Origin of the sequence: Ferroplasma acidiphilum, from assembly GCF_002078355.1 — an archaeon.
Classification (GTDB): Archaea; Thermoplasmatota; Thermoplasmata; order Thermoplasmatales; family Thermoplasmataceae; genus Ferroplasma; species Ferroplasma acidiphilum.
Map to the genome: position 1 here is coordinate 1294854 of NZ_CP015363.1, position 17706 is coordinate 1312559.

Consider the following 17706-nt stretch of genomic DNA (forward strand, 5'->3'; position numbering starts at 1 on the left):
ATTATTTATCTCCTGAGTTGGTTTCAACTGAAGCTGCCTTCTTCTTTCTTGCCACGGTCATATATGACATGAGGGCCCCCATAACCAGAACAATCATGGAAACAAGAAGGGCGTAATGCAACCCTACTATGAACTTGCTGGATAACCCGCCCTGAAGTTTGTCAACGCCGAGGAAGACTTCGAATGTAACATACCGTGGAACTGTGGATGCAGCTACTGTAATGGCAATGACATAGCTCATCAATGTGCCTATATTTGTAAGCGTCCTCAACAACCCGGAAGAGGATCCATAAAGCTGTTTCGGCGAATTGGACATGACAGAGCTTGTGTTTGATGGCCAGAACATGGACCCGCCAAACCCGGTTATTATAGACCCTGCTATTACCACATATATCGGTGTCGATACGCCAAGGAACAGGTAAACAACTATTCCTGCGGCCATTAATAATATGCCTGTTCCGGCAAGCATCCCTGGTGCAATCCTGTCTGAAAGCTTGCCCATCTTAGGTGACAGAAAACTGGATAGAAGATAGCCTGGAACCAGAACCAGGGAAGCGTAAAATGGTGTCAATCCCCTTACGCCCTGCAAATACATTATAAGAATAAAAATTACTGATAAAAAGCCTATTGCCTGGAGTGTAGCAGCAGCAAGGGACATGGATAATTTTCTGTTCTGGAAAACCCGTGTATCTATAACAGGGCTCTTTGAGCGTTTTTCAAGAATGGCAAAGGGAATTATTATTATAAGCCCTATTATTACCAGTGCAAGATTAAAATAATTTGCGCCAACTGAAGCCACCTCAATGGCACCATATGATATGAGCCCCAGCATGGCCACAATTAAAGCCGTTCCTGTATAATCAATCTTTGTACTGGATTTTTTATTATCTTTTATGTACTTTGATGCTATGTAAAACCCTATGAGGCCTATTGGCACATTTATATAAAATATATATCTCCATCCTATGAAAGTGGTTATAATTCCACCAAGGACAATTCCAAGGACCCCGCCGATGCTCCATCCCATGCTGGTAATGCCAAATGCCCTACCCCTTTCACGGGCTGGAAAATAATCTGCAATTATGGCGTTGCTGTTAGCCTGAAGCAGTACTGCGCCGAATCCCTGTATTATACGTGAAAAAATGAGGAAGTCAATAGTAGGGGAGGCTCCTGACATTGCTGAACCTATTATAAAAATGATAAACCCTACATTAAATATCCTGCCTCTTCCAAATATATCGCCTAGCTTGCCCATCTGTGTTGTCAATGTAGCCAGAACAAGAAGATACACCAGTATAACCCATATGGTATTAATAAAAGGGGCATGGAGGTCAACTGTAAGTGTGGGCAATGCCAGTATAACTATTGTTGTATCTATTGCCGACATCAACATTCCTATTAAAACACTGACAAGAATATACGTACGTTTTTTATCCTCTACTTTATCCATCTTATTATCACTTCTTGCAGTCGGGTCACTGCAGCGGGAGTGCCAATCCCTGTTTAAATAGGCTTATGAAACAGAACGGTGATTTATACATGAAATTTAAGGGTTTTGTAAACTGTAATGAAAAACTAGATCGCTTAATTCTGCGTATGGATTTTTCGACTTTTCATTCCGCATGCCTGAAATATCAAGCTTGCCCATTGTATTCAGGATTTTCATTTTATTTGCCCTTAGAATTATATTCCTGCATACTGAATCATGCCCCCTTTGCATGTGCACTCCTGCTGCACACAGTAGAATAATGTATTGATAGGTCAGTTTTTCTATTCCGGAGCTGTTCTTCCAGTTATTTTCCAGTACCTCATGTGCCTCCCAGTAGCGCTCACCTTCCATAAGGTATACTGCAAAATCGAATGACCTTATTTCCTGAAGATAATTTATATCAGAGGTAAAAAAATATTTTCCCATGGCATTTGTTGTATATTTATTGATATTCAGGAAATAAGAAAGTTCTACCATGCCATTCTCTACCCTTAAATCATACACGAATGGATCATTTTCTTTTAATTTCATGAATAAGGAGTCTCTCTTAAGCCTGTCCATGCGCATATTATATATGTTAATATATCTTCCCGGATTCCAGTATTCCTGCATATTACCTATCCCCTCAGAAGAAATTATCAAGGCTTTCATTTGAGCTCATTTTTCCAATCCTTACGCCTATACGCCTTAATTTTCTGCTGTCTGCTTCCAGTATTTTTCCCATTAAGCCGGTGGCAATACCGTATGCGCTCTCCAGGCTTATCCTTCCGCCTGTATAAGAGCGGGAAACAATATTAAGGTCTTCCATTATCCCGATAGCAGATATCTCGCCCGGAAGCCCTGGCGCTTTGCTGAATGCGGAATCAACGGCTTTCCGGAGCAGTGGCATTATTATATTTGTGTCCCTTGTGTTTTCCGGGAGTGTTATATAACGCCCGTAATTTTTTCTTATTCTTTCTTCAACAGGGCTATTATAACGGTTCTCAGCGATTTCAACCAGATAATTATATCTGGCATTGCCAAGTATTTCTATCATTGCCTGGCGGTTTGCACCAAGTATATCTTTCAAATATTTTATGCCAGCATCGTTTAATTTTTTTGACAGGATCGATCCGATGCCGGGTATTTTTTTTACCTCCAGGGTATTGAGAAATTCCTCAACCATTGATTCGTCGATATATTTTAACCCATCAGGTTTCGCCATGTCACCGAGAATCTTTGCTATGGCCTTATTAATTGATATACCTGCGGAAACTTTCATACCGTATTCTTTGAATATCTCTTCCTTTATTTCTTCTCCAAGTTTAACTGCATCCTGGAACGTAGTGCACTCACCGGTTACATCCAGGTAAGCTTCGTCAATACTGGCTATTTCCATTTTGTCTGAATAGGTTGATATTGTATTCATAACCCTGTCTGAAAATTCCTTATAAAAATCCTTCCTGATAGGTATGAATACAGCTTTATCCTTTCCTATATTCATTGCCTGTGGCAAAGGCATGCCAGATTTAATTCCAATGGACCTTGCAATATAATTGGATGTGGCGACAGCTCCGCTATTTTCTGTTCTGCCGGAATAAACGCATACTACCACAGGCTTATCCTTTATAGACGGATCCATTATTTCCTCCACCTGTGCATAAAAATAATCAAAATCAATGAATATGATGAAGGGCATAAATATTATATGAATACTTTGAATTTAATTTTTGCCATTTAATATTCAAAGTACAAGTGAATTCATCCCGGGTTCTCCAGAATCGCGTGTCATATCCTTTATCCTGTTGTATATCTCCAGGGAGATTGTAGCCTTGTCTGCGTTCTCTATTTCTTCTTTCCTGCCCTTTGAAATAATTGTGTAATCGTTTTTAGTATCCCCGAATGGCTTTTTATCAAAGCTGTTAAGCACCACCATATCTGGATCTGATTTCTCAAATTTCTTGCTATTATAGGATTTTTCGCTTTCAAGATTAAACAGAACAAGCACTGCACCCAGAGCCATTTGCCTTATCCTGTCCCTGACTTTAGGGCGTGGTGTTAAAACCAGGTTCTGATCTGCCCCGCTATCAAGTTTTGTTTTGCTTTCCTTCATGTCAAAATCCATTAATGCCATGGGCATAATTATGTAATCATATTTATTCACGCTGATATATGTGTTTATTTCTACAATTATATCACGGAGATTGTATTTTTCCATATATGTTGCATAGCCGGGAATGTTATATTCGGAATTTCCTACATAGGTAATTATTGAGGCACCGAGCCTGAAAGCATTTCGGGCCAGCCAGTAGCCTGTATATCCCGATGACCTGTTTGTGATTACCCTTACAGGATCAATTGCCAGCTCGCTCCTGCCTGAAATTATCAGAACATTCTTGCCATTCAGGGCATTGCCATAAATAGACCTGCAAACGTAATCAATTATCCGGTCATTGTCTGCTATCTTTGCCTTTGTTTCATCGAATTCCGGATCAACAACCAGAACTCCGAGTTTTTTTAATTTCTCAATATTTTCCTTATTGACAGGATTTTCAAACATATCCCTGTGCATTGCAGGCACAACAACTATTTTATTTCCATGGCCCAGTGCATAGGAAAAAAATAGGGAAGGGATGCTATCGGATATCCCATTGGCCATTTTTCCTATGGTATTATATGATGCAGGTGCCACAAGGAGTATTGTATTTTCATCAAACATTGATATATGTTCTATATTTCCTGTTATTTGAGTAACCACAGGATTTCCGGTAGCCCATTCCATTATTGTTTGCCCTATCATGGAAACAGCCTGCTGGCTCATTGCAGATACAACAGAAGCACCTTCACGCTTGAGGTCTCTTATAAGGTCAGGAATACGGTATATGGAAATGCTTGCAGAACTTGCTATTATGATTTTTTTGCCGGATAGCATATTCTCAAAATGTGATTCTATGTAATTCATATTTTTAATAGTATTTCATGTTTTATATCTTTTATCTATTCATATTATTGATTTTATCACGGAATATTACTGAAATCAAAGGATTTTATTGTGTATATACCTGTGGCATAATTATGCTTAAATTATCCCGGTGTATCGTTAAAATATTGCCATTAAATGGCCTATTCATATTCTAAAGAATTAATTTTTCCGGATTAAATATTGCTGTTATTTAGTGGTAAAAGGAAAATGTTTTAAATTAATAAAGCATTAATTAGTTATGGAAGCTAATCCAGAACATATTATGAAAACTGCAAATATGCTTAAAATCCTTGGGCTGTCGTCCTATGAAGCACAGGCCTTTGCCTCATTAGTATATCATGGTGTGGCAAACGCTGATACTATTGCGGATACGGCCGGGATTCCCAGAACTTCTGCATATAAAGTAATGGAATCGCTTGTTTCACGGGGGTTTGCCAGGGAAACAGAGGGGCGCCCCAGAATGTTTAAACCTGAAGATATGGGGAAAATCAGGGAAAACTTCATAAACAGCGTCAACAAACTGTTTGATGATTTGAGGGAACTGCAGGACGTGCTTCCATCCAAGGGAGACCCGCAACTTGTTTTCACAATTTATGGAAGGTCAAAGGTAATGAATAAAATGGCCGAGATGTTCGATTTGACAGAGCGTGAAATTCTTATTGCAACACCGAGAATAAGGGAAATAAGGAGTGAGTTAAAGAAAAATATCGATAATGCCCTTAAAAGGGGTGTAAAAGTGGTTTTTATTACACCGCCGAATAAGAGGGTTCCGCACAACACAGAGGTGCATAGAAAAGAAGGGCTCATAGCAACAGATGTTGCAAGCGACGATTCACGTGCAATGCTGGCAGGAGCGGATCTGGATGCCTGCGGTTACACCGATAACCCTATACTCTCCCTGCACGTACTGCAATTTATTAACATGATGATGAATGATGAAGTCAAAATGTGATTTTGGTGATTTTGATAAATTAGTTGGAGGGCATGTATCAATAGCAGGAAGTATCGGGCTTTCACCGGAGAGGGCTGCTGCCTTTGGGTTCAATACATTCCAGATATTTGTTAAAAGCAACCTCCAGTGGAAATATAAGCCTGTTACTGAAGAAGAGGTGGAAAATTTCAGGGATGGAGTAAAGAAATTCCATATGGCAAAACCGGTTGTACACGCCACATATCTTTTAAACCTCGGTTCAGAAAACCGCGAACTGGTTGAGAAGTCTATGGATGACATAAAATATGAGATAGAGGTATGCAATAGAATTGGAGTTGACAGGCTGGTACTGCACCCAGGTTCCAATAGCAACAGGGAGATTGCATTAAATTCGATTATGGAATTGTTAAATTCACTGGAAACAGGAAATGTGACAATGCTTATAGAAAATTCATCTGGCAAAGGAAACACGGTTCCAGCAACATCGGAAGAGATGGGAAAAATGCTGGATTTGTCAAAAAATAAGATAGGCATATGCCTGGATACATGCCATTTCTTTGCTGGGGGTTATGATTTGAAAAATGGCTACAAAGAATCTATTGATTCACTGAGATCCAATGGTATTACAGGCCATATAGGCGCATTGCATATCAATGATTCAATGTTTGATATTGGCTCTAAAAAAGACAGGCACGAAAATATTGGGAATGGATACATAGGAGATGCTGGATTTTCAAACATAATAAATGACAGGACATTCAATAATATACCTATGATTATGGAAACTCCCGGTGGAGATGAACATTATTCAGGAAATATGGAAAAATTGAAGAGCTTGCTGGTGGTGCAATGAATATTAAAGAATTCAAACCGTATATATTCTCAGGAAACATAGTAGATTCAGTATCGCCTCCATTCGACACAATAACAATTGAACAGGAAAAAAAGCTCCGGGCTGCAAAGTATAACATTACAGCATTAAGCCTTCCGGAGTATGGAAATTCCAGTTTAACACCGGAAAAACTCATCAAAAAATGGATTGGCGATAATGTTATCTACCCTTACGGGAAAGATATTATAATAATATTGAAACAGGTATTTTACATTAATAAGGAAATTATTACAAGGTACGGCATCATATCGCTTGCGGAAATAGATAGTAGCCTGAAAGCACATGAAAGTACATTTGAAAAACAGGTTCTGGAAAGAAAAAATGTAATGATCTCACTGAACGGGGAGCCGGAGCCAATTTTCATTGTTGTGCCAGATAATGGGTTTGATAAAATGGTCAGGAGATTTGCCAGCAACCTTGAGGAAAAATTCAAATTTGAGGAGCCGAGTGGAGTGGAAAATTATGTTTATTTTCTGGAAGACCAGGAAAAAATAGAAAAACTGAAAGATTCCATAAAGAATGACCAGGGGATAGTTGCGGATGGGCACCACCGTACACAGGCAATAAAGGATTTAAAAAAGGAAACAGGAGACAGTTTCTGGAATTATGCCATGGCATATATAACTTCAATATATGACAATGGATTAATGATTGGTGGAGTAGACAGGCTTGTCTACAGGACCAACTTTGAGGAGAATATCCCTAAAATAGAAAATTTATTTGACGTAACTGTTGAACGTACAATAGTGGAAGATAATAATATTCGTGTTTATAGCAGGGGGCTTTTCTATAAGCTTGTACCTAAAAAATATGCAATTGACCAGGTAATGGATAGCAAGTATGAAGTATCCACTGAAATAGTAAATAAGATATTATTCGGGGAAGTGCTGGGAATTAACAAAAGTAACATGCAAACAAAAATAGGGTATATATATAATACCACAGATGCCATAAATGCGGTGGATATGCATGAATGCGACTTTGCCATTATAATACCGCCATGGCAGAAGGATGTTTTCCTGAAAATGGCTCTGGATGGCGTAATATTCCCGCAGAAATCAACATATTTTTATCCAAAAATCCCATCAGGAATTGCTATTTACCTCAAGCCATCGTAGCTCAGCAGGAAGAGTGGCTGATTCGTAATCAGCAGGTCGCGAGTTCAAATCTCGCCGATGGCTAATCAACATATTAGTGAGTTTTTTGTATATTGCACTGTATTATTTTTGATATGATTGATAATTTTACTTTCCTTTAAACTTCCTTATGCAATACCATTCGTATCTTTACTATTTTCAATCTAATCACATTGAATTACTTTGTGATTTTTCCCGTAAAGAGTCTTACCTAATACATAGCCCACAAATTTTTTTAATTTTCTCCACATTTATGATTATCAGAACGTCTGTTTAAATGAGATTCCCCACCATCATATATAATCCTTATTTTCTATCTTGTAAAATCTCCATGCTATGACAATATATATAAACATATTTGAATATTATTATATTGAAAACATGTGAAATCCTCGTTTTTACGCCGTGTAAAAGTGTTCACAACATAAATACATTGCATGATTGTATGCTTCGTGTTTAAAAATACGAAGCAACATTTTTAAGGAATAATTATCTCATCCTACAACATTTTTTGTATGACTGCGTATTTTATCAAAGGAGAGTATCACACAAATTATTGCAATTACAATCAATATAATACCTGGTAGTGTTGATTCCACAAATGGCATTGGTGTATATGCAATACCATGAATTTGTGCATATTGTTTATTACCAGGGACAAACATTACATCCATTGCTAAAATATACACTATGCCAATTATAAATCCAAAACCAGCCGCTGCCCTTAACTTACTTTGAATTCCATCACTTTCAATCTCTATAAGAAGAAAGGTCAAAAATAACACACCAATTCCTCCTACCATCCAAGCTATATCGATTGCACTCATTTCTTGCACCCTCTAATTAGCAAATTGCTATAGTTATTTATTCCATAATGCATTTTATATCTATCCAAATATTATCTTGATAGATATAAACCTTATGTAAATAGATAAAAACATAGTTTTTTATCTTATAAAGAAACCATATAGTAATCTTCTTCATAACATGTCTATATCGCAATAAATTTTTATGTGATTTCTAATGAAAAACCTTATGAAGGTATATTTACATAGCAATTTTAATAAAATTACAATGCATTAATTGTATTAAATAATGCAAAGACGCATTCGCATAATAGTAATTCTGGGATGTGTAAACTGTATAAAGCAATGGTAAGGTTTATTTGATTAATGCATATTGATGTGTATATCGAGTAGATTTGATAACGAAGTGAATAAATGGCCAGAAGAATAAGAAATATAAAGAGAGATATGTCAGATGGATTTAATATAAAACAGAGATCGAAACTTAAACCTGAGCTTGTTGGGTCGAAAAGAACCATTACACTCAAGGGTCCAATACTTAATGTTGCCAAGACAAATTATTACAGGGTAGTAAACGAAAGAAAATCTTAAATAAACATCAGGCAACACAAATAATCAGTAGTGAAATAAACCGATGCTTAAAGCGCGAGTTGCATGGGTGATTAACGAATTGCAATATGTGTAATAGTGGGTCGACACAGTTTCATACCCATAATCCACATGTTTTCCCTTACTCAATTTTGCCTGTCCATACAAGTATCTAATTGTGATTCGTAATCAGCAGGTCGCGAGTTCAAATCTCGCCGGTGGCTTACCACTAAAAGGTTAAATCCTTCTGTATCCATAGGATAGTAATGGCAATATATGGAGTAGAACGAGATACAAAATCAGAGCGTGTAAGATTAACACAGAAGCCAGGGATGGTGAGAAATAAAAACGAATAATAAAGCTAATTAGGTGTTTCCTTTATAAGCATTTTAAAGAGCTTGTCAATGGAAAATCCAAGGAAAATAGCAGATAATATAAAAATAATAATAGAATACCACAGACCAAGTATAGCGGTTATAATAGATAGCACAAAAAGAAAAAATTAAGGATAAAATAATTATGATATGCTGTTAGCCTTACTTTACGTGTATCATTATTCAAAAATATACATGAAATTATGAAGTATATTGTTAATATTAATGCTGATGATTCGGCAAGAGCGGAATAGTAAATCATGCTATTTTCAGGATTTCATATATTGCTTTTCTAACGCCTGGATCCATGTTCATTTTTTCTATTTTTTCTTTATCCTTATCGGTAATACCATACTGTTTTATTATTGCATAAGCCAAGCTGTAATCAACATAAAACATTTCCTTGAATTTTAAAGAAATCATAAAAATATATCCAATTATTGTATATAAGCGTATATGGACTTTTGGAGACGAATTTTTTAAGGCTCTATTCAGATAGATTATATTGGAAAAAAGCCAGTGCCATGCAGAAATAAAATAATCGTAAATCTCCTGGAAAAAATTTTACAAGATCAGAACCTGCTAAAGAAATTTAAGGATAAAAATTGTGAGAAAAATTAATTATATTTATATGCGCATATACGATATATTTTTATGATGCCAAAACCATAGAGTTTTCCCTATATAATATCGAAGTATTTTGTTGAAAAACAATTTAGCTCTGGGACAAGTAAATAAATTAGTTGATCCAAACAGGCGCTCGAGGGATAACTTTTGATCTACTGTAAAGAGTTGAGCCTTCCCGCTTACTGTAATAATATAGATAAAGAGCTAATAAATGAATAAGGTATTAGGGTTTATTCCTATTACGCATATTTTTCTTTATACGGTATTCCGCAAAGAAAAACGCGCATATTCCCAATACCGTTGCATTTATACCGGTAATTATCATGTATTTAAATGGTAATTTGCCAGTATATATCATAAAAATTGTCAAGAAATTCGCAAATGCATCGGTAAGTAGAATATAGCCAATAATTCTAAGTTTTAATGGAAAATTTTTAAAAGTTTCTATATGTATATTCATATTTTTGCCTCAGAAACCCCATGGAACCGGGTTACAACCAAATTCTGGAGAACCAAACCATGTTGTCCCAATATAACCTCCATTACCGCACTCATATGCAAGAATGCCTATTGCTACACTCCCTACCCCCATAATTGCAGCTGCGACAGCTGGTATAGCAGCTAATGGAATACCCACTATTGTTCCTGTGGTAAAAAATGCAATTACGCCTGCCACGGTCGCTCCACTACCTAATGCTATGGATAGCAACTCGAGTTCAGAAGGCGAAAAACTTGCCGCCCAACCAAAGAGTCCTGTACTGTACTTTGCGTCTCCCGGTGTATAAGTAGCAGCTATACTTGCCTGTGTATGGTTAGCCATATTGCTGGTATTTACTGCACCTGTCATATTGCTTTCATTAACATTGTGGGAATAAAATGAGAAATTTCCATCGTTAAATGCTATGATATTAACTCTTCCTGCCTGAATATTGTTCTGATAAATAACCCATGATGATAATGAACCGTTTATGAAAGTTGAGATCATAAATCCGTCCTGCAATTTTACCATATTTATTGTTATATTGGGGTGATTTAAAAGAAAATGTGGAGTAGCCTGATTATTCAATTGACATGCTGTAACCTGCTGTGGTATTGCTGTATTGATTTGTGCTGTATTCGTATTGTCTGCTACAGGAACAAAGACCATCATTATAAATATCGCTGCCATTACTACACCTATTATAACCTTCTTTTTATTCATAGTAGTATTAACACATGAATATATATATATATCGGTAATTATATAAGTAAATAATTTATAGATAAAGCAATTCTATTGCAGTTAAAGAAACATACCATCTCAGATATACAGAATTATTAATAACTATAAACTTCCTGCTGAAATAATGATTGAGAATTAACATGCAGAGATTTTACTCATACACAGCTGATTCATATTTGTGTTGCCTGACTTTTCCATTTAACCTGGTACTTTGTAGCTAGCTGCCGCTAAAATAGTTCCATCATATAAATTCTTTAACAAATATTATTTTATCCTTATTGAAAACTATTGCAATTTCATAGCTCCTGTCAATGTCATTGAAACTTGTGTGGGAAGTCCAGTTTCCTGTATATTTATCAAATTTCATTTCCCTTATCCTTATGTTTTCAACGCCCTCATAATTATGATATATGTATTCCCTGATAAATGCGGCGGCTGTATTGCGGTCTTCCATTGGAATGGATATATAAAAAATATAAAATACTTGCTTATATTGTTGCTTAAAAATTGAAAAACCCTTATAATAATAGAATGCATTATTGATTATGGAGTTTAAATTAACCATAGATCGTATGGAAGATTTAAAGAGTACTATAGTCGAACAGATAACAAAAATGGAGAATATTCCAGCTGAAAATGTTGAAATTTTAGATGTATTTTATTATTCCGGGCTAAAGAAATGGGCTGTCAGTGTGGCTTTCAATGTGAATGGAAAGCATTATGTGGCGAGCATGGATATACTGGAGAATGGGCTGGTGGCCAGATACCAGCAGAGGGAGAAAAATGAAAACTGATGATTGCCCGCTGAGCATTGCTTTAAGGCCGCTCAGGGGAAAATGGGAGCCCCTTATAATAAAATATTTATCAATTAACGGGAGTTCAGGATATAGCGAAATATCAAATTCTATGGAAAATATTACGCCAAAGGCATTGACTGAGGCATTAGGGAAGCTTTCCACTGAGGGTATAATAGGGAAAAACATTATTTCATCTAAGCCGGTACGTGTGATGTATTACCTTACCGATAAGGGGAAGGCAATGATAGACCCGCTTGATACTATTGAATCCCTCAATAAGAATAGGAAAAACTAAATATGCCTTTTTTGTTTAGCTTTATATGTCAGGTAATTCGTATTATAACGAAAATTCAAGGGAGAGGCTAAATAGCATATCAAGATTGCTTTTGCTCATATCAATTGGATTCTTTATAGCTGCTTCCCTGATAAATACAATATATACATTAACTACCCACCATAGTGGTTTGTTTAAAGTTGGTGACATTATTGTTATTATATTCGATATTTTCTATGCGGCCATAATACTCAGCATTTATAGTTCAGGCAAGTTTGATATTACGGATAGGTTCATATTTATGTCTCTGATTTTATTTTCATTGATTTTTATTTCTGAACTTCTATTGTCAATTAGCATAGGGAGCACAATAATTCCAGCTATTCTGGGGTTTGTTTCACTTGCTTTCGGGTATCTATATTATTTCTTTAAGGATGACGAATTAATTTCGAGGATAATGATTATAATCGCGGCAATGCTTGCATATATTGGATTGATCGGTTACCCGCTTGCACCATATATTTTTGTATTCGGCACATCCTACCTGAATTCAGCCCTGTGGGCACAGGCTTTTATAGTGATGGAAATTCTTCTCATCCTTGGATTTATCTTCAAACCCTCTGCAATGATATCGGATTTTCTTACCAGTTCTGCAAAACCACTCGCAATATTTATCTTTGGCATAGGATTAATTATTACAGGCGCGTCCATGGTTTCTTACAATGTTGTGGCACTCCCTGCAGCACTTGGCGATTCTATTTCTGGAGTGCTCATAATTGCGGGAATCCTGGCATTAATTACAGGAATATTATTCGTTATCCAGTCTATAATGAAATTTTATGATTCTGTAATAAAACCAAGAATACATTTTATGAGATAAAAATTATATTTAATCAGGGCATCAGTAACTATGACATTTGATGACCTGAAAGAATTTATAAAATATCAGGAAAGTAACGGCGACCTGGTAAGGGTAAACGAAGAAGTCGATCCTGAACTGGAACTTACATATATACTGAGCGAGGAGGAACGCATAGGCAAGAAGAGAACCATGCTATTCAACAATGTTAAGGGGTCAAAGATGCCCGTAATAGGAAATATATTTTCATCAGATAAGAAAATAGAGGCTATACTGGGTGATACGCCGTATAATATCGGCCTCAAACTAAAGAATCTGGTGAGAATACCTGATGATACCGAGTCCATGATATCACGCGGGCTTGAAATGCTGAAGGAAATGAGTGGAATAAAGCCCAAGGTTTATAACAGGAAAAATTCTGAATTTGAAGTTGTAGAGCCGCATTTATCCGATTATCCAATAACAAAGAACTGGCCGGGAGATGGTGGCCGCTATATAACAATGCCTGTTGTCATGACCAAAGACCCGGATACAGGAACGAGGAATGTTGGAACTTACAGAATGCAGGTATACGATGATGAAACTGTTGGCATGCACTGGCACATACATAAAGGCGGTGCAGAGCATATGGACAAATACAGAAACGAGGGTAAAATAATGGACGTTGCTGTTGCAATAGGCGTTGACCCTCTTACATTCTTCTCTTCAATAGCTCCACTACCCAATGGAATTGATGAATTTTCTTTCAGAGGAATACTTGCAAAGAAACACCTTGAGCTTATAAAAGGCGAAACAGTTAACATGGAATACCCAAGAAGTTCGCAGATTGTGCTTGAAGGTTATATAGACCCTTCTGAAACAAGGATTGAGGGGCCATTTGGGGACCATACAGGCTATTATTCACTTGAAGAAGCTTTTCCAGTATTCCATGTAAAGAAAGTTGTACAGAAATTAGAACCGGTTTATTCCACCACAATAGTTGGGAAACTATGGCATGAGGATGTAAGGATTGGAAAAGCAATAGAAAAGATGTTTCTACCGTTAATTCAGATACAGATACCTGAAATTGTTGATATGAACATACCTGAAGAAACTGTAGTAAGCAACATGATAGTTGTATCAATTAAAAAAAGGTATCCCGGACAGGCTAAGAAGGTTATGTTTGCCATATGGGGCACCGGGCAGATGATGTTCACAAAAATTGTTGTTGTAGTTGATGATGATGTGGATGTACATGACATGAAACAGGTTATGTGGGCAATGACTACCAGAATCGATCCGGTTAACGATGTTTTTATGGTTCCAAATACCCCGACAGATTCGCTTGACCACCCGGCAAGGCTATTTAACCTGGGTTCAAAGATGGGCATAGACGCAACAAAAAAATCACCAGCTGAAAATTATAACAGGCCGTGGCCAGACACATTATCAATGACACCGGAAATAGAAAGAAAGGCAGATGAATTGCTCAAAAAGCTTGAACAGCCACATAACTGATCAGGAAACTTTTTTGAATTTAAGTGAGATAAACTCTCCAGAAGTATTTATTTCACGCTCATACCCATCGAAGTTCAATGATTCTGCGTATTTTTTTGAAATAGAATGTTTTCCGTGCAGTGACATGGAAGATTTGTAATACTCCTGCATAAATTCTATTATTAAAAATGTTCCATTATCGGCTAATTTTGAAAGTATGTACTTGATATTGCTATCTCTATCCTGCCAGTGGTGGAATGACAGTGTTGTATATATAAGGTCAAATTTATTGTCAAATGGAATATCCCTGCTGCTTCCGGGCTTGCATGATGCCTTTATGCCGGCTTTTTCAAAATTCTTCTGCTCCGCCTTTACCATATTTAATGATGGGTCTATGGCAAAAAACTCTGCATGGGGAAATTTTTGTGATACCATTAATGACAGTTTACCCGGGCCTGCACCGATATCCAGTATAGACGACGGTTCCATATCCTTCATTTCATCCAGGGCAAAGCTATATAATTTTTTTAAAAGCCTCCAGGCAACACGATTGTAAAACGACGTTGTGAAAAATCCGAACTTTTCTTCACCTTCCAGATAATAATCTTTCATGTTATGGTATTGTGAACAGGAATTATAAATTTTCTTATTAGTGTTAATATATTATTATATATATTTTCTGAATAATTGTGGTTTTGTTATTTTGGTGTGCCATCGATTTCTACGTATTTGCATTTATCGCACAGCCACCCTACTGCCCTATAGGATACTGCACCTTCCACTATATCCTGAACGTATAACCGTTCCATAGGATAGTTTTCCTGTGTGCTGGACCTTCTTATCAATCCCTTTTTAACCTGTATATGAGCCTCGGAGGGGCAGAACTTTACATCAGCCATATATATTCAATTATATATATTTGTATATTATATAAATTATTCCACGAAGCTTTAATTCACTGCTAGCAATTCCAGGTATCTAAGCAGGGCATAGTGATAATATTAGAATGATTTGATGCTTTGTTTCAAAAAATTTGCAGATGAAATTGGATAAGAGTGGTAAATAAGAGATACTCCAGCAAAATTAAATTATGGATAGGCAATATACACAGGTGGATGCAATTATAATGGCTGGTGGGAAAGGCAGCAGGATGGGCACAGCGGAAAAAATGCTCCTGAAAGTAAATGGAGAGAAAGTTATTGATGCTATTATTAAAATCCTGCAAAATCTAAATTTTAACATAAGCCTTTGCATAAGTGAAAACACCAGATTTCTTGATGGGTATCATTCTTTAAGAACAATAATGGGGCAGGGCGATTATGCGCTTGACCTCAATTATGCCATAAAAACGTGCTCGTTGCCTGTATTAATTGTTCCGTCTGATGTTATAATCAAGCCTGATATGATACACGATTTCGTTACAAGCGCATCTTCCCTGGACACTGCAATTGCAACACTAATTGTTAATAATAAATTATCCGGAATTTCCATGTTTTTTAAAAAACCGGAAACAGGAAATCTCCCATATAAAAATATAGAGATATTAAGGGATGATTTTTTTAACCTTAATTGTCCTGATGACTACAAAAAAGCGTTACATAGATTTGAAAAATAGCAAAATTTTTTTAACATGTACACATTCGAGTATTACTGGACTAGACCGGGGAGCTAGGCACTCCCTGTGACCCGTGCCGAAATGCGGGGGCGACTGTCTGGTGAGGGCAACCAGGCCTTTGGCAGTCTTCATGAAATCGTAGAGTCTCTGTCCTTTTGGATCGGGGGTTTGCATATGCAACTTCAAAGGATGATGCATATACAATCTGTCGGGAAAACCCCGCCAGGCCCGGAAGGGAACACCGGTATTCCGAACCATCGATGCTGAGAGGGTGCGGGGAGGAGAGGAAGTGGAGGACGCTACCAAAACACCTGGTCTGAACCAGATGTGTCCAGTATTATGGTTATTTATGTATAAAATTATTCAGGACCCTGTAAATGGACCGGTAAAGATTGAGGGGCTCTTTAGCGAAATTGTGGATTCCCGCTACTTCCAGAGACTAAGATATATAAAACAACTTGGACTCTGCAACCTCGTATTCCCTGGCGCAAACCATACACGGTTTGAACACTCCGTCGGTGCAATGTTTATGGCCCATGAGCTTTCAGAGAGCCTTGGAGTGAAAGATGAGATACCGGCAATTGCAGCCCTACTGCACGATATAGGCCACATGCCGTTTAGCCATGGGTTGGAAAATGAATTTTACGGGCTTTACGGAAAAGTGCATGAGGATATGACAAAGGATGTTATTCTGGGAAAGGGGCCATACGGTGATAGCACCATTCCTGATATTCTTGAAAAATATGGATATAATCCCTGGGAAATAGCGGAAGTGGCAACAGGTTCTTCTAAAAAATATCCTTTGTTTTCAACAATGGTTAGCGGGCCAATAGATGTGGATGAGATAGATTACCTCAGGAGGGATGCTTTATTCTGCGGGGTAACAATGGGACAGATCGATTATAAAAGGCTTTTCAATACATTAATTGTGGAAGGAACAGACCTGGTTGGAGTGGAAAAATCAATTCCGACGATAGAATCCATAATAATAACCAGGATATTGATGTTCAATACAGTTTATTTCCACAAAACCTGTAGAATTGCACAGAAAATGCTTGGATATGCATATCTTGAAAATAATGAAAAGAACAGTGATGACATGAAAATGACAGATTACCAGTTCATTAATAAACTGGAAAAGGGAAATTCTTCGGAACTGGTTAGAAGCATAATGAATCGCAATCTGTTCAAGGTTGCTTACAGGGGAGCCTACACAGAGGGAGCTGAGAAAAATATAAACTCACTGCTGCAGGATTTCCAGGAACATGAATATATTGTTGATATCATTCCGCCACTGTATTTTGCGGGCAGCAGCAGGATAAAAAATTATGCGAAAGTGTATTACAGGGGCAAAATGGAAAACATAAACAATGTGTCATCAATGGCAATGGCATTGTCAGGTGAGATGGAGAATAAGCAACTGATAGTGTCCGCTTCAGAAAAGTCATATGATAAAATAAGGAAATTATTAAAATGCATATGATTTCCACAAAAAATTACATTTTCAGGCCTTTTAGAATATTTATGCTTAATGTTTTATGAAATATGGCTCTTATAACCGTGTCATAGGTTTTCTTCAGGCATGAAGAGCGCAGCCAGTCTAAATGCAATCTTTATAGCTTTAAAAAAACACCGGAAAATTAATTCCATGCAACAAC

20 protein-coding genes, 1 tRNA gene and 1 other RNA gene are annotated in these 17706 nt (G+C 37.0%); 12 read left to right on the forward strand and 10 right to left on the reverse strand.

The annotated features are described in order from the left end of the window. Window position 1: 1 nt before the first annotated feature. The 4 genes from fad_RS06400 to coaBC all read right to left on the reverse strand — a co-directional run bounded on the left by fad_RS06400 (window position 2) and on the right by coaBC (window position 4430). Window positions 2-1450 carry an MFS transporter gene (locus fad_RS06400; RefSeq protein ID WP_081142775.1) on the reverse strand — a complete coding sequence of 483 codons (1449 nt, stop codon included), beginning with the start codon at window positions 1448-1450 and terminating at the stop codon, window positions 2-4. A gap of 96 nt (window positions 1451-1546) precedes the next feature. After that, on the reverse strand, window positions 1547-2140 hold the full coding sequence (locus tag fad_RS06405; RefSeq protein ID WP_081142777.1) for a DUF309 domain-containing protein: 594 nt from the start codon (window positions 2138-2140) through the stop codon (window positions 1547-1549). Further along, window positions 2115-3167, reverse strand: a complete 1053-nt coding sequence (locus tag fad_RS06410) for a Y-family DNA polymerase (protein ID WP_081142779.1) — start codon at window positions 3165-3167, stop codon at window positions 2115-2117. The genes fad_RS06405 and fad_RS06410 overlap by 26 nt, the downstream gene beginning before the upstream one ends. A gap of 45 nt (window positions 3168-3212) precedes the next feature. Then, the gene (gene coaBC / locus fad_RS06415; RefSeq protein WP_081142781.1) at window positions 3213-4430 is read right to left on the reverse strand and encodes a bifunctional phosphopantothenoylcysteine decarboxylase/phosphopantothenate--cysteine ligase CoaBC; all 1218 of its coding nucleotides are present in this window, start codon (window positions 4428-4430) and stop codon (window positions 3213-3215) included. Between the two features lie 259 nt (window positions 4431-4689). Here coaBC and fad_RS06420 point away from each other — a divergent pair, with 259 nt between their 5' ends. From fad_RS06420 to fad_RS06435, 4 genes are all read left to right on the forward strand, one after another. After that, the gene (locus fad_RS06420; RefSeq protein ID WP_019841382.1) at window positions 4690-5403 is read left to right on the forward strand and encodes a TrmB family transcriptional regulator; all 714 of its coding nucleotides are present in this window, start codon (window positions 4690-4692) and stop codon (window positions 5401-5403) included. Further along, entirely contained in the window at window positions 5387-6235 is an 849-nt protein-coding gene (locus tag fad_RS06425) for a deoxyribonuclease IV (RefSeq protein WP_019841384.1), read from the forward strand. The genes fad_RS06420 and fad_RS06425 overlap by 17 nt, the downstream gene beginning before the upstream one ends. Further along, entirely contained in the window at window positions 6232-7392 is a 1161-nt protein-coding gene (locus tag fad_RS06430) for a DUF1015 family protein (RefSeq protein ID WP_009886406.1), read from the forward strand. Before fad_RS06425 ends, fad_RS06430 begins: the two co-directional genes overlap by 4 nt. Next, window positions 7383-7455: transfer RNA gene (locus fad_RS06435), tRNA-Thr, on the forward strand. The genes fad_RS06430 and fad_RS06435 overlap by 10 nt, the downstream gene beginning before the upstream one ends. Before the next feature lie 449 nt (window positions 7456-7904). Here the strand turns inward: fad_RS06435 and fad_RS06440 are convergent. Beyond that, entirely contained in the window at window positions 7905-8237 is a 333-nt protein-coding gene (locus fad_RS06440) for a hypothetical protein (protein ID WP_081142783.1), read from the reverse strand. A 393-nt stretch (window positions 8238-8630) separates the two neighbouring features. Between fad_RS06440 and fad_RS09315 the strand changes: the two genes are divergently transcribed. Continuing rightward, entirely contained in the window at window positions 8631-8807 is a 177-nt protein-coding gene (locus fad_RS09315) for a hypothetical protein (protein WP_155951135.1), read from the forward strand. A 629-nt stretch (window positions 8808-9436) separates the two neighbouring features. Here fad_RS09315 and fad_RS09405 read toward each other — a convergent pair. From fad_RS09405 to fad_RS06450, 3 genes are all read right to left on the reverse strand, one after another. Further along, entirely contained in the window at window positions 9437-9601 is a 165-nt protein-coding gene (locus fad_RS09405) for a hypothetical protein (RefSeq protein WP_196795583.1), read from the reverse strand. Between the two features lie 673 nt (window positions 9602-10274). Then, window positions 10275-11006, reverse strand: a complete 732-nt coding sequence (locus fad_RS06445) for a hypothetical protein (protein WP_081142785.1) — start codon at window positions 11004-11006, stop codon at window positions 10275-10277. A gap of 262 nt (window positions 11007-11268) precedes the next feature. Then, entirely contained in the window at window positions 11269-11481 is a 213-nt protein-coding gene (locus fad_RS06450; protein ID WP_081142787.1) for a hypothetical protein, read from the reverse strand. A 91-nt stretch (window positions 11482-11572) separates the two neighbouring features. Here fad_RS06450 and fad_RS09320 point away from each other — a divergent pair, with 91 nt between their 5' ends. Genes fad_RS09320 through fad_RS06465 form a run of 4 tightly spaced genes read left to right on the forward strand, consistent with a single transcriptional unit; the run spans window position 11573 to window position 14454 of the window. Beyond that, the gene (locus fad_RS09320) at window positions 11573-11821 is read left to right on the forward strand and encodes a hypothetical protein (protein ID WP_155951136.1); all 249 of its coding nucleotides are present in this window, start codon (window positions 11573-11575) and stop codon (window positions 11819-11821) included. Continuing rightward, window positions 11811-12119: a winged helix-turn-helix transcriptional regulator gene (locus tag fad_RS06455; protein WP_009886413.1), complete on the forward strand. Its 309-nt coding sequence runs from the start codon at window positions 11811-11813 to the stop codon at window positions 12117-12119. Before fad_RS09320 ends, fad_RS06455 begins: the two co-directional genes overlap by 11 nt. A 25-nt stretch (window positions 12120-12144) precedes the next feature. After that, entirely contained in the window at window positions 12145-12978 is an 834-nt protein-coding gene (locus tag fad_RS06460) for a hypothetical protein (protein ID WP_009886414.1), read from the forward strand. A gap of 30 nt (window positions 12979-13008) precedes the next feature. Beyond that, window positions 13009-14454 (forward strand): menaquinone biosynthesis decarboxylase, encoded by a 1446-nt coding sequence (locus tag fad_RS06465; protein WP_081142790.1) that lies wholly within the window; start codon window positions 13009-13011, stop codon window positions 14452-14454. Here the strand turns inward: fad_RS06465 and fad_RS06470 are convergent, their stop codons facing one another. Together fad_RS06470 and fad_RS06475 are read right to left on the reverse strand one after the other, a co-directional pair. Continuing rightward, complete coding sequence (locus fad_RS06470) at window positions 14455-15045, reverse strand: class I SAM-dependent methyltransferase (protein WP_081142791.1); 591 nt, start codon at window positions 15043-15045, stop codon at window positions 14455-14457. A gap of 86 nt (window positions 15046-15131) precedes the next feature. After that, window positions 15132-15332: a hypothetical protein gene (locus fad_RS06475; RefSeq protein WP_009886417.1), complete on the reverse strand. Its 201-nt coding sequence runs from the start codon at window positions 15330-15332 to the stop codon at window positions 15132-15134. 191 nt (window positions 15333-15523) lie between these two features. Here fad_RS06475 and fad_RS06480 point away from each other — a divergent pair, with 191 nt between their 5' ends. The 3 genes from fad_RS06480 to fad_RS06490 all read left to right on the forward strand — a co-directional run bounded on the left by fad_RS06480 (window position 15524) and on the right by fad_RS06490 (window position 17531). Next, the gene (locus fad_RS06480; protein WP_081142793.1) at window positions 15524-16048 is read left to right on the forward strand and encodes an NTP transferase domain-containing protein; all 525 of its coding nucleotides are present in this window, start codon (window positions 15524-15526) and stop codon (window positions 16046-16048) included. A gap of 33 nt (window positions 16049-16081) precedes the next feature. Beyond that, window positions 16082-16385, forward strand: an RNA gene (gene ffs, locus fad_RS06485) — signal recognition particle sRNA. 12 nt (window positions 16386-16397) lie between these two features. Then, a complete protein-coding gene (locus fad_RS06490) occupies window positions 16398-17531 on the forward strand; it encodes an HD domain-containing protein (RefSeq protein ID WP_196795584.1) in 1134 nt (377 codons plus the stop codon). Window positions 17532-17706 lie beyond the last annotated feature (175 nt).

What these genes read in the sequence shown, in the direction of transcription:
- fad_RS06400 (WP_081142775.1), bottom strand. Translation starts at nt 1,450, where the DNA reads ATGGATAAAGTAGAGGATAAAAAACGTACGTATATTCTTGTCAGTGTT.
- fad_RS06405 (WP_081142777.1), bottom strand. Translation starts at nt 2,140, where the DNA reads ATGAAAGCCTTGATAATTTCTTCTGAGGGGATAGGTAATATGCAGGAA.
- fad_RS06410 (WP_081142779.1), bottom strand. Translation starts at nt 3,167, where the DNA reads ATGCCCTTCATCATATTCATTGATTTTGATTATTTTTATGCACAGGTG.
- coaBC (WP_081142781.1), bottom strand. Translation starts at nt 4,430, where the DNA reads ATGAATTACATAGAATCACATTTTGAGAATATGCTATCCGGCAAAAAA.
- fad_RS06420 (WP_019841382.1), top strand. Translation starts at nt 4,690, where the DNA reads ATGGAAGCTAATCCAGAACATATTATGAAAACTGCAAATATGCTTAAA.
- fad_RS06425 (WP_019841384.1), top strand. Translation starts at nt 5,387, where the DNA reads ATGAAGTCAAAATGTGATTTTGGTGATTTTGATAAATTAGTTGGAGGG.
- fad_RS06430 (WP_009886406.1), top strand. Translation starts at nt 6,232, where the DNA reads ATGAATATTAAAGAATTCAAACCGTATATATTCTCAGGAAACATAGTA.
- fad_RS06440 (WP_081142783.1), bottom strand. Translation starts at nt 8,237, where the DNA reads ATGAGTGCAATCGATATAGCTTGGATGGTAGGAGGAATTGGTGTGTTA.
- fad_RS09315 (WP_155951135.1), top strand. Translation starts at nt 8,631, where the DNA reads ATGGCCAGAAGAATAAGAAATATAAAGAGAGATATGTCAGATGGATTT.
- fad_RS09405 (WP_196795583.1), bottom strand. Translation starts at nt 9,601, where the DNA reads ATGATTTCTTTAAAATTCAAGGAAATGTTTTATGTTGATTACAGCTTG.
- fad_RS06445 (WP_081142785.1), bottom strand. Translation starts at nt 11,006, where the DNA reads ATGAATAAAAAGAAGGTTATAATAGGTGTAGTAATGGCAGCGATATTT.
- fad_RS06450 (WP_081142787.1), bottom strand. Translation starts at nt 11,481, where the DNA reads ATGGAAGACCGCAATACAGCCGCCGCATTTATCAGGGAATACATATAT.
- fad_RS09320 (WP_155951136.1), top strand. Translation starts at nt 11,573, where the DNA reads ATGGAGTTTAAATTAACCATAGATCGTATGGAAGATTTAAAGAGTACT.
- fad_RS06455 (WP_009886413.1), top strand. Translation starts at nt 11,811, where the DNA reads ATGAAAACTGATGATTGCCCGCTGAGCATTGCTTTAAGGCCGCTCAGG.
- fad_RS06460 (WP_009886414.1), top strand. Translation starts at nt 12,145, where the DNA reads ATGTCAGGTAATTCGTATTATAACGAAAATTCAAGGGAGAGGCTAAAT.
- fad_RS06465 (WP_081142790.1), top strand. Translation starts at nt 13,009, where the DNA reads ATGACATTTGATGACCTGAAAGAATTTATAAAATATCAGGAAAGTAAC.
- fad_RS06470 (WP_081142791.1), bottom strand. Translation starts at nt 15,045, where the DNA reads ATGAAAGATTATTATCTGGAAGGTGAAGAAAAGTTCGGATTTTTCACA.
- fad_RS06475 (WP_009886417.1), bottom strand. Translation starts at nt 15,332, where the DNA reads ATGGCTGATGTAAAGTTCTGCCCCTCCGAGGCTCATATACAGGTTAAA.
- fad_RS06480 (WP_081142793.1), top strand. Translation starts at nt 15,524, where the DNA reads ATGGATAGGCAATATACACAGGTGGATGCAATTATAATGGCTGGTGGG.
- fad_RS06490 (WP_196795584.1), top strand. Translation starts at nt 16,398, where the DNA reads ATGTATAAAATTATTCAGGACCCTGTAAATGGACCGGTAAAGATTGAG.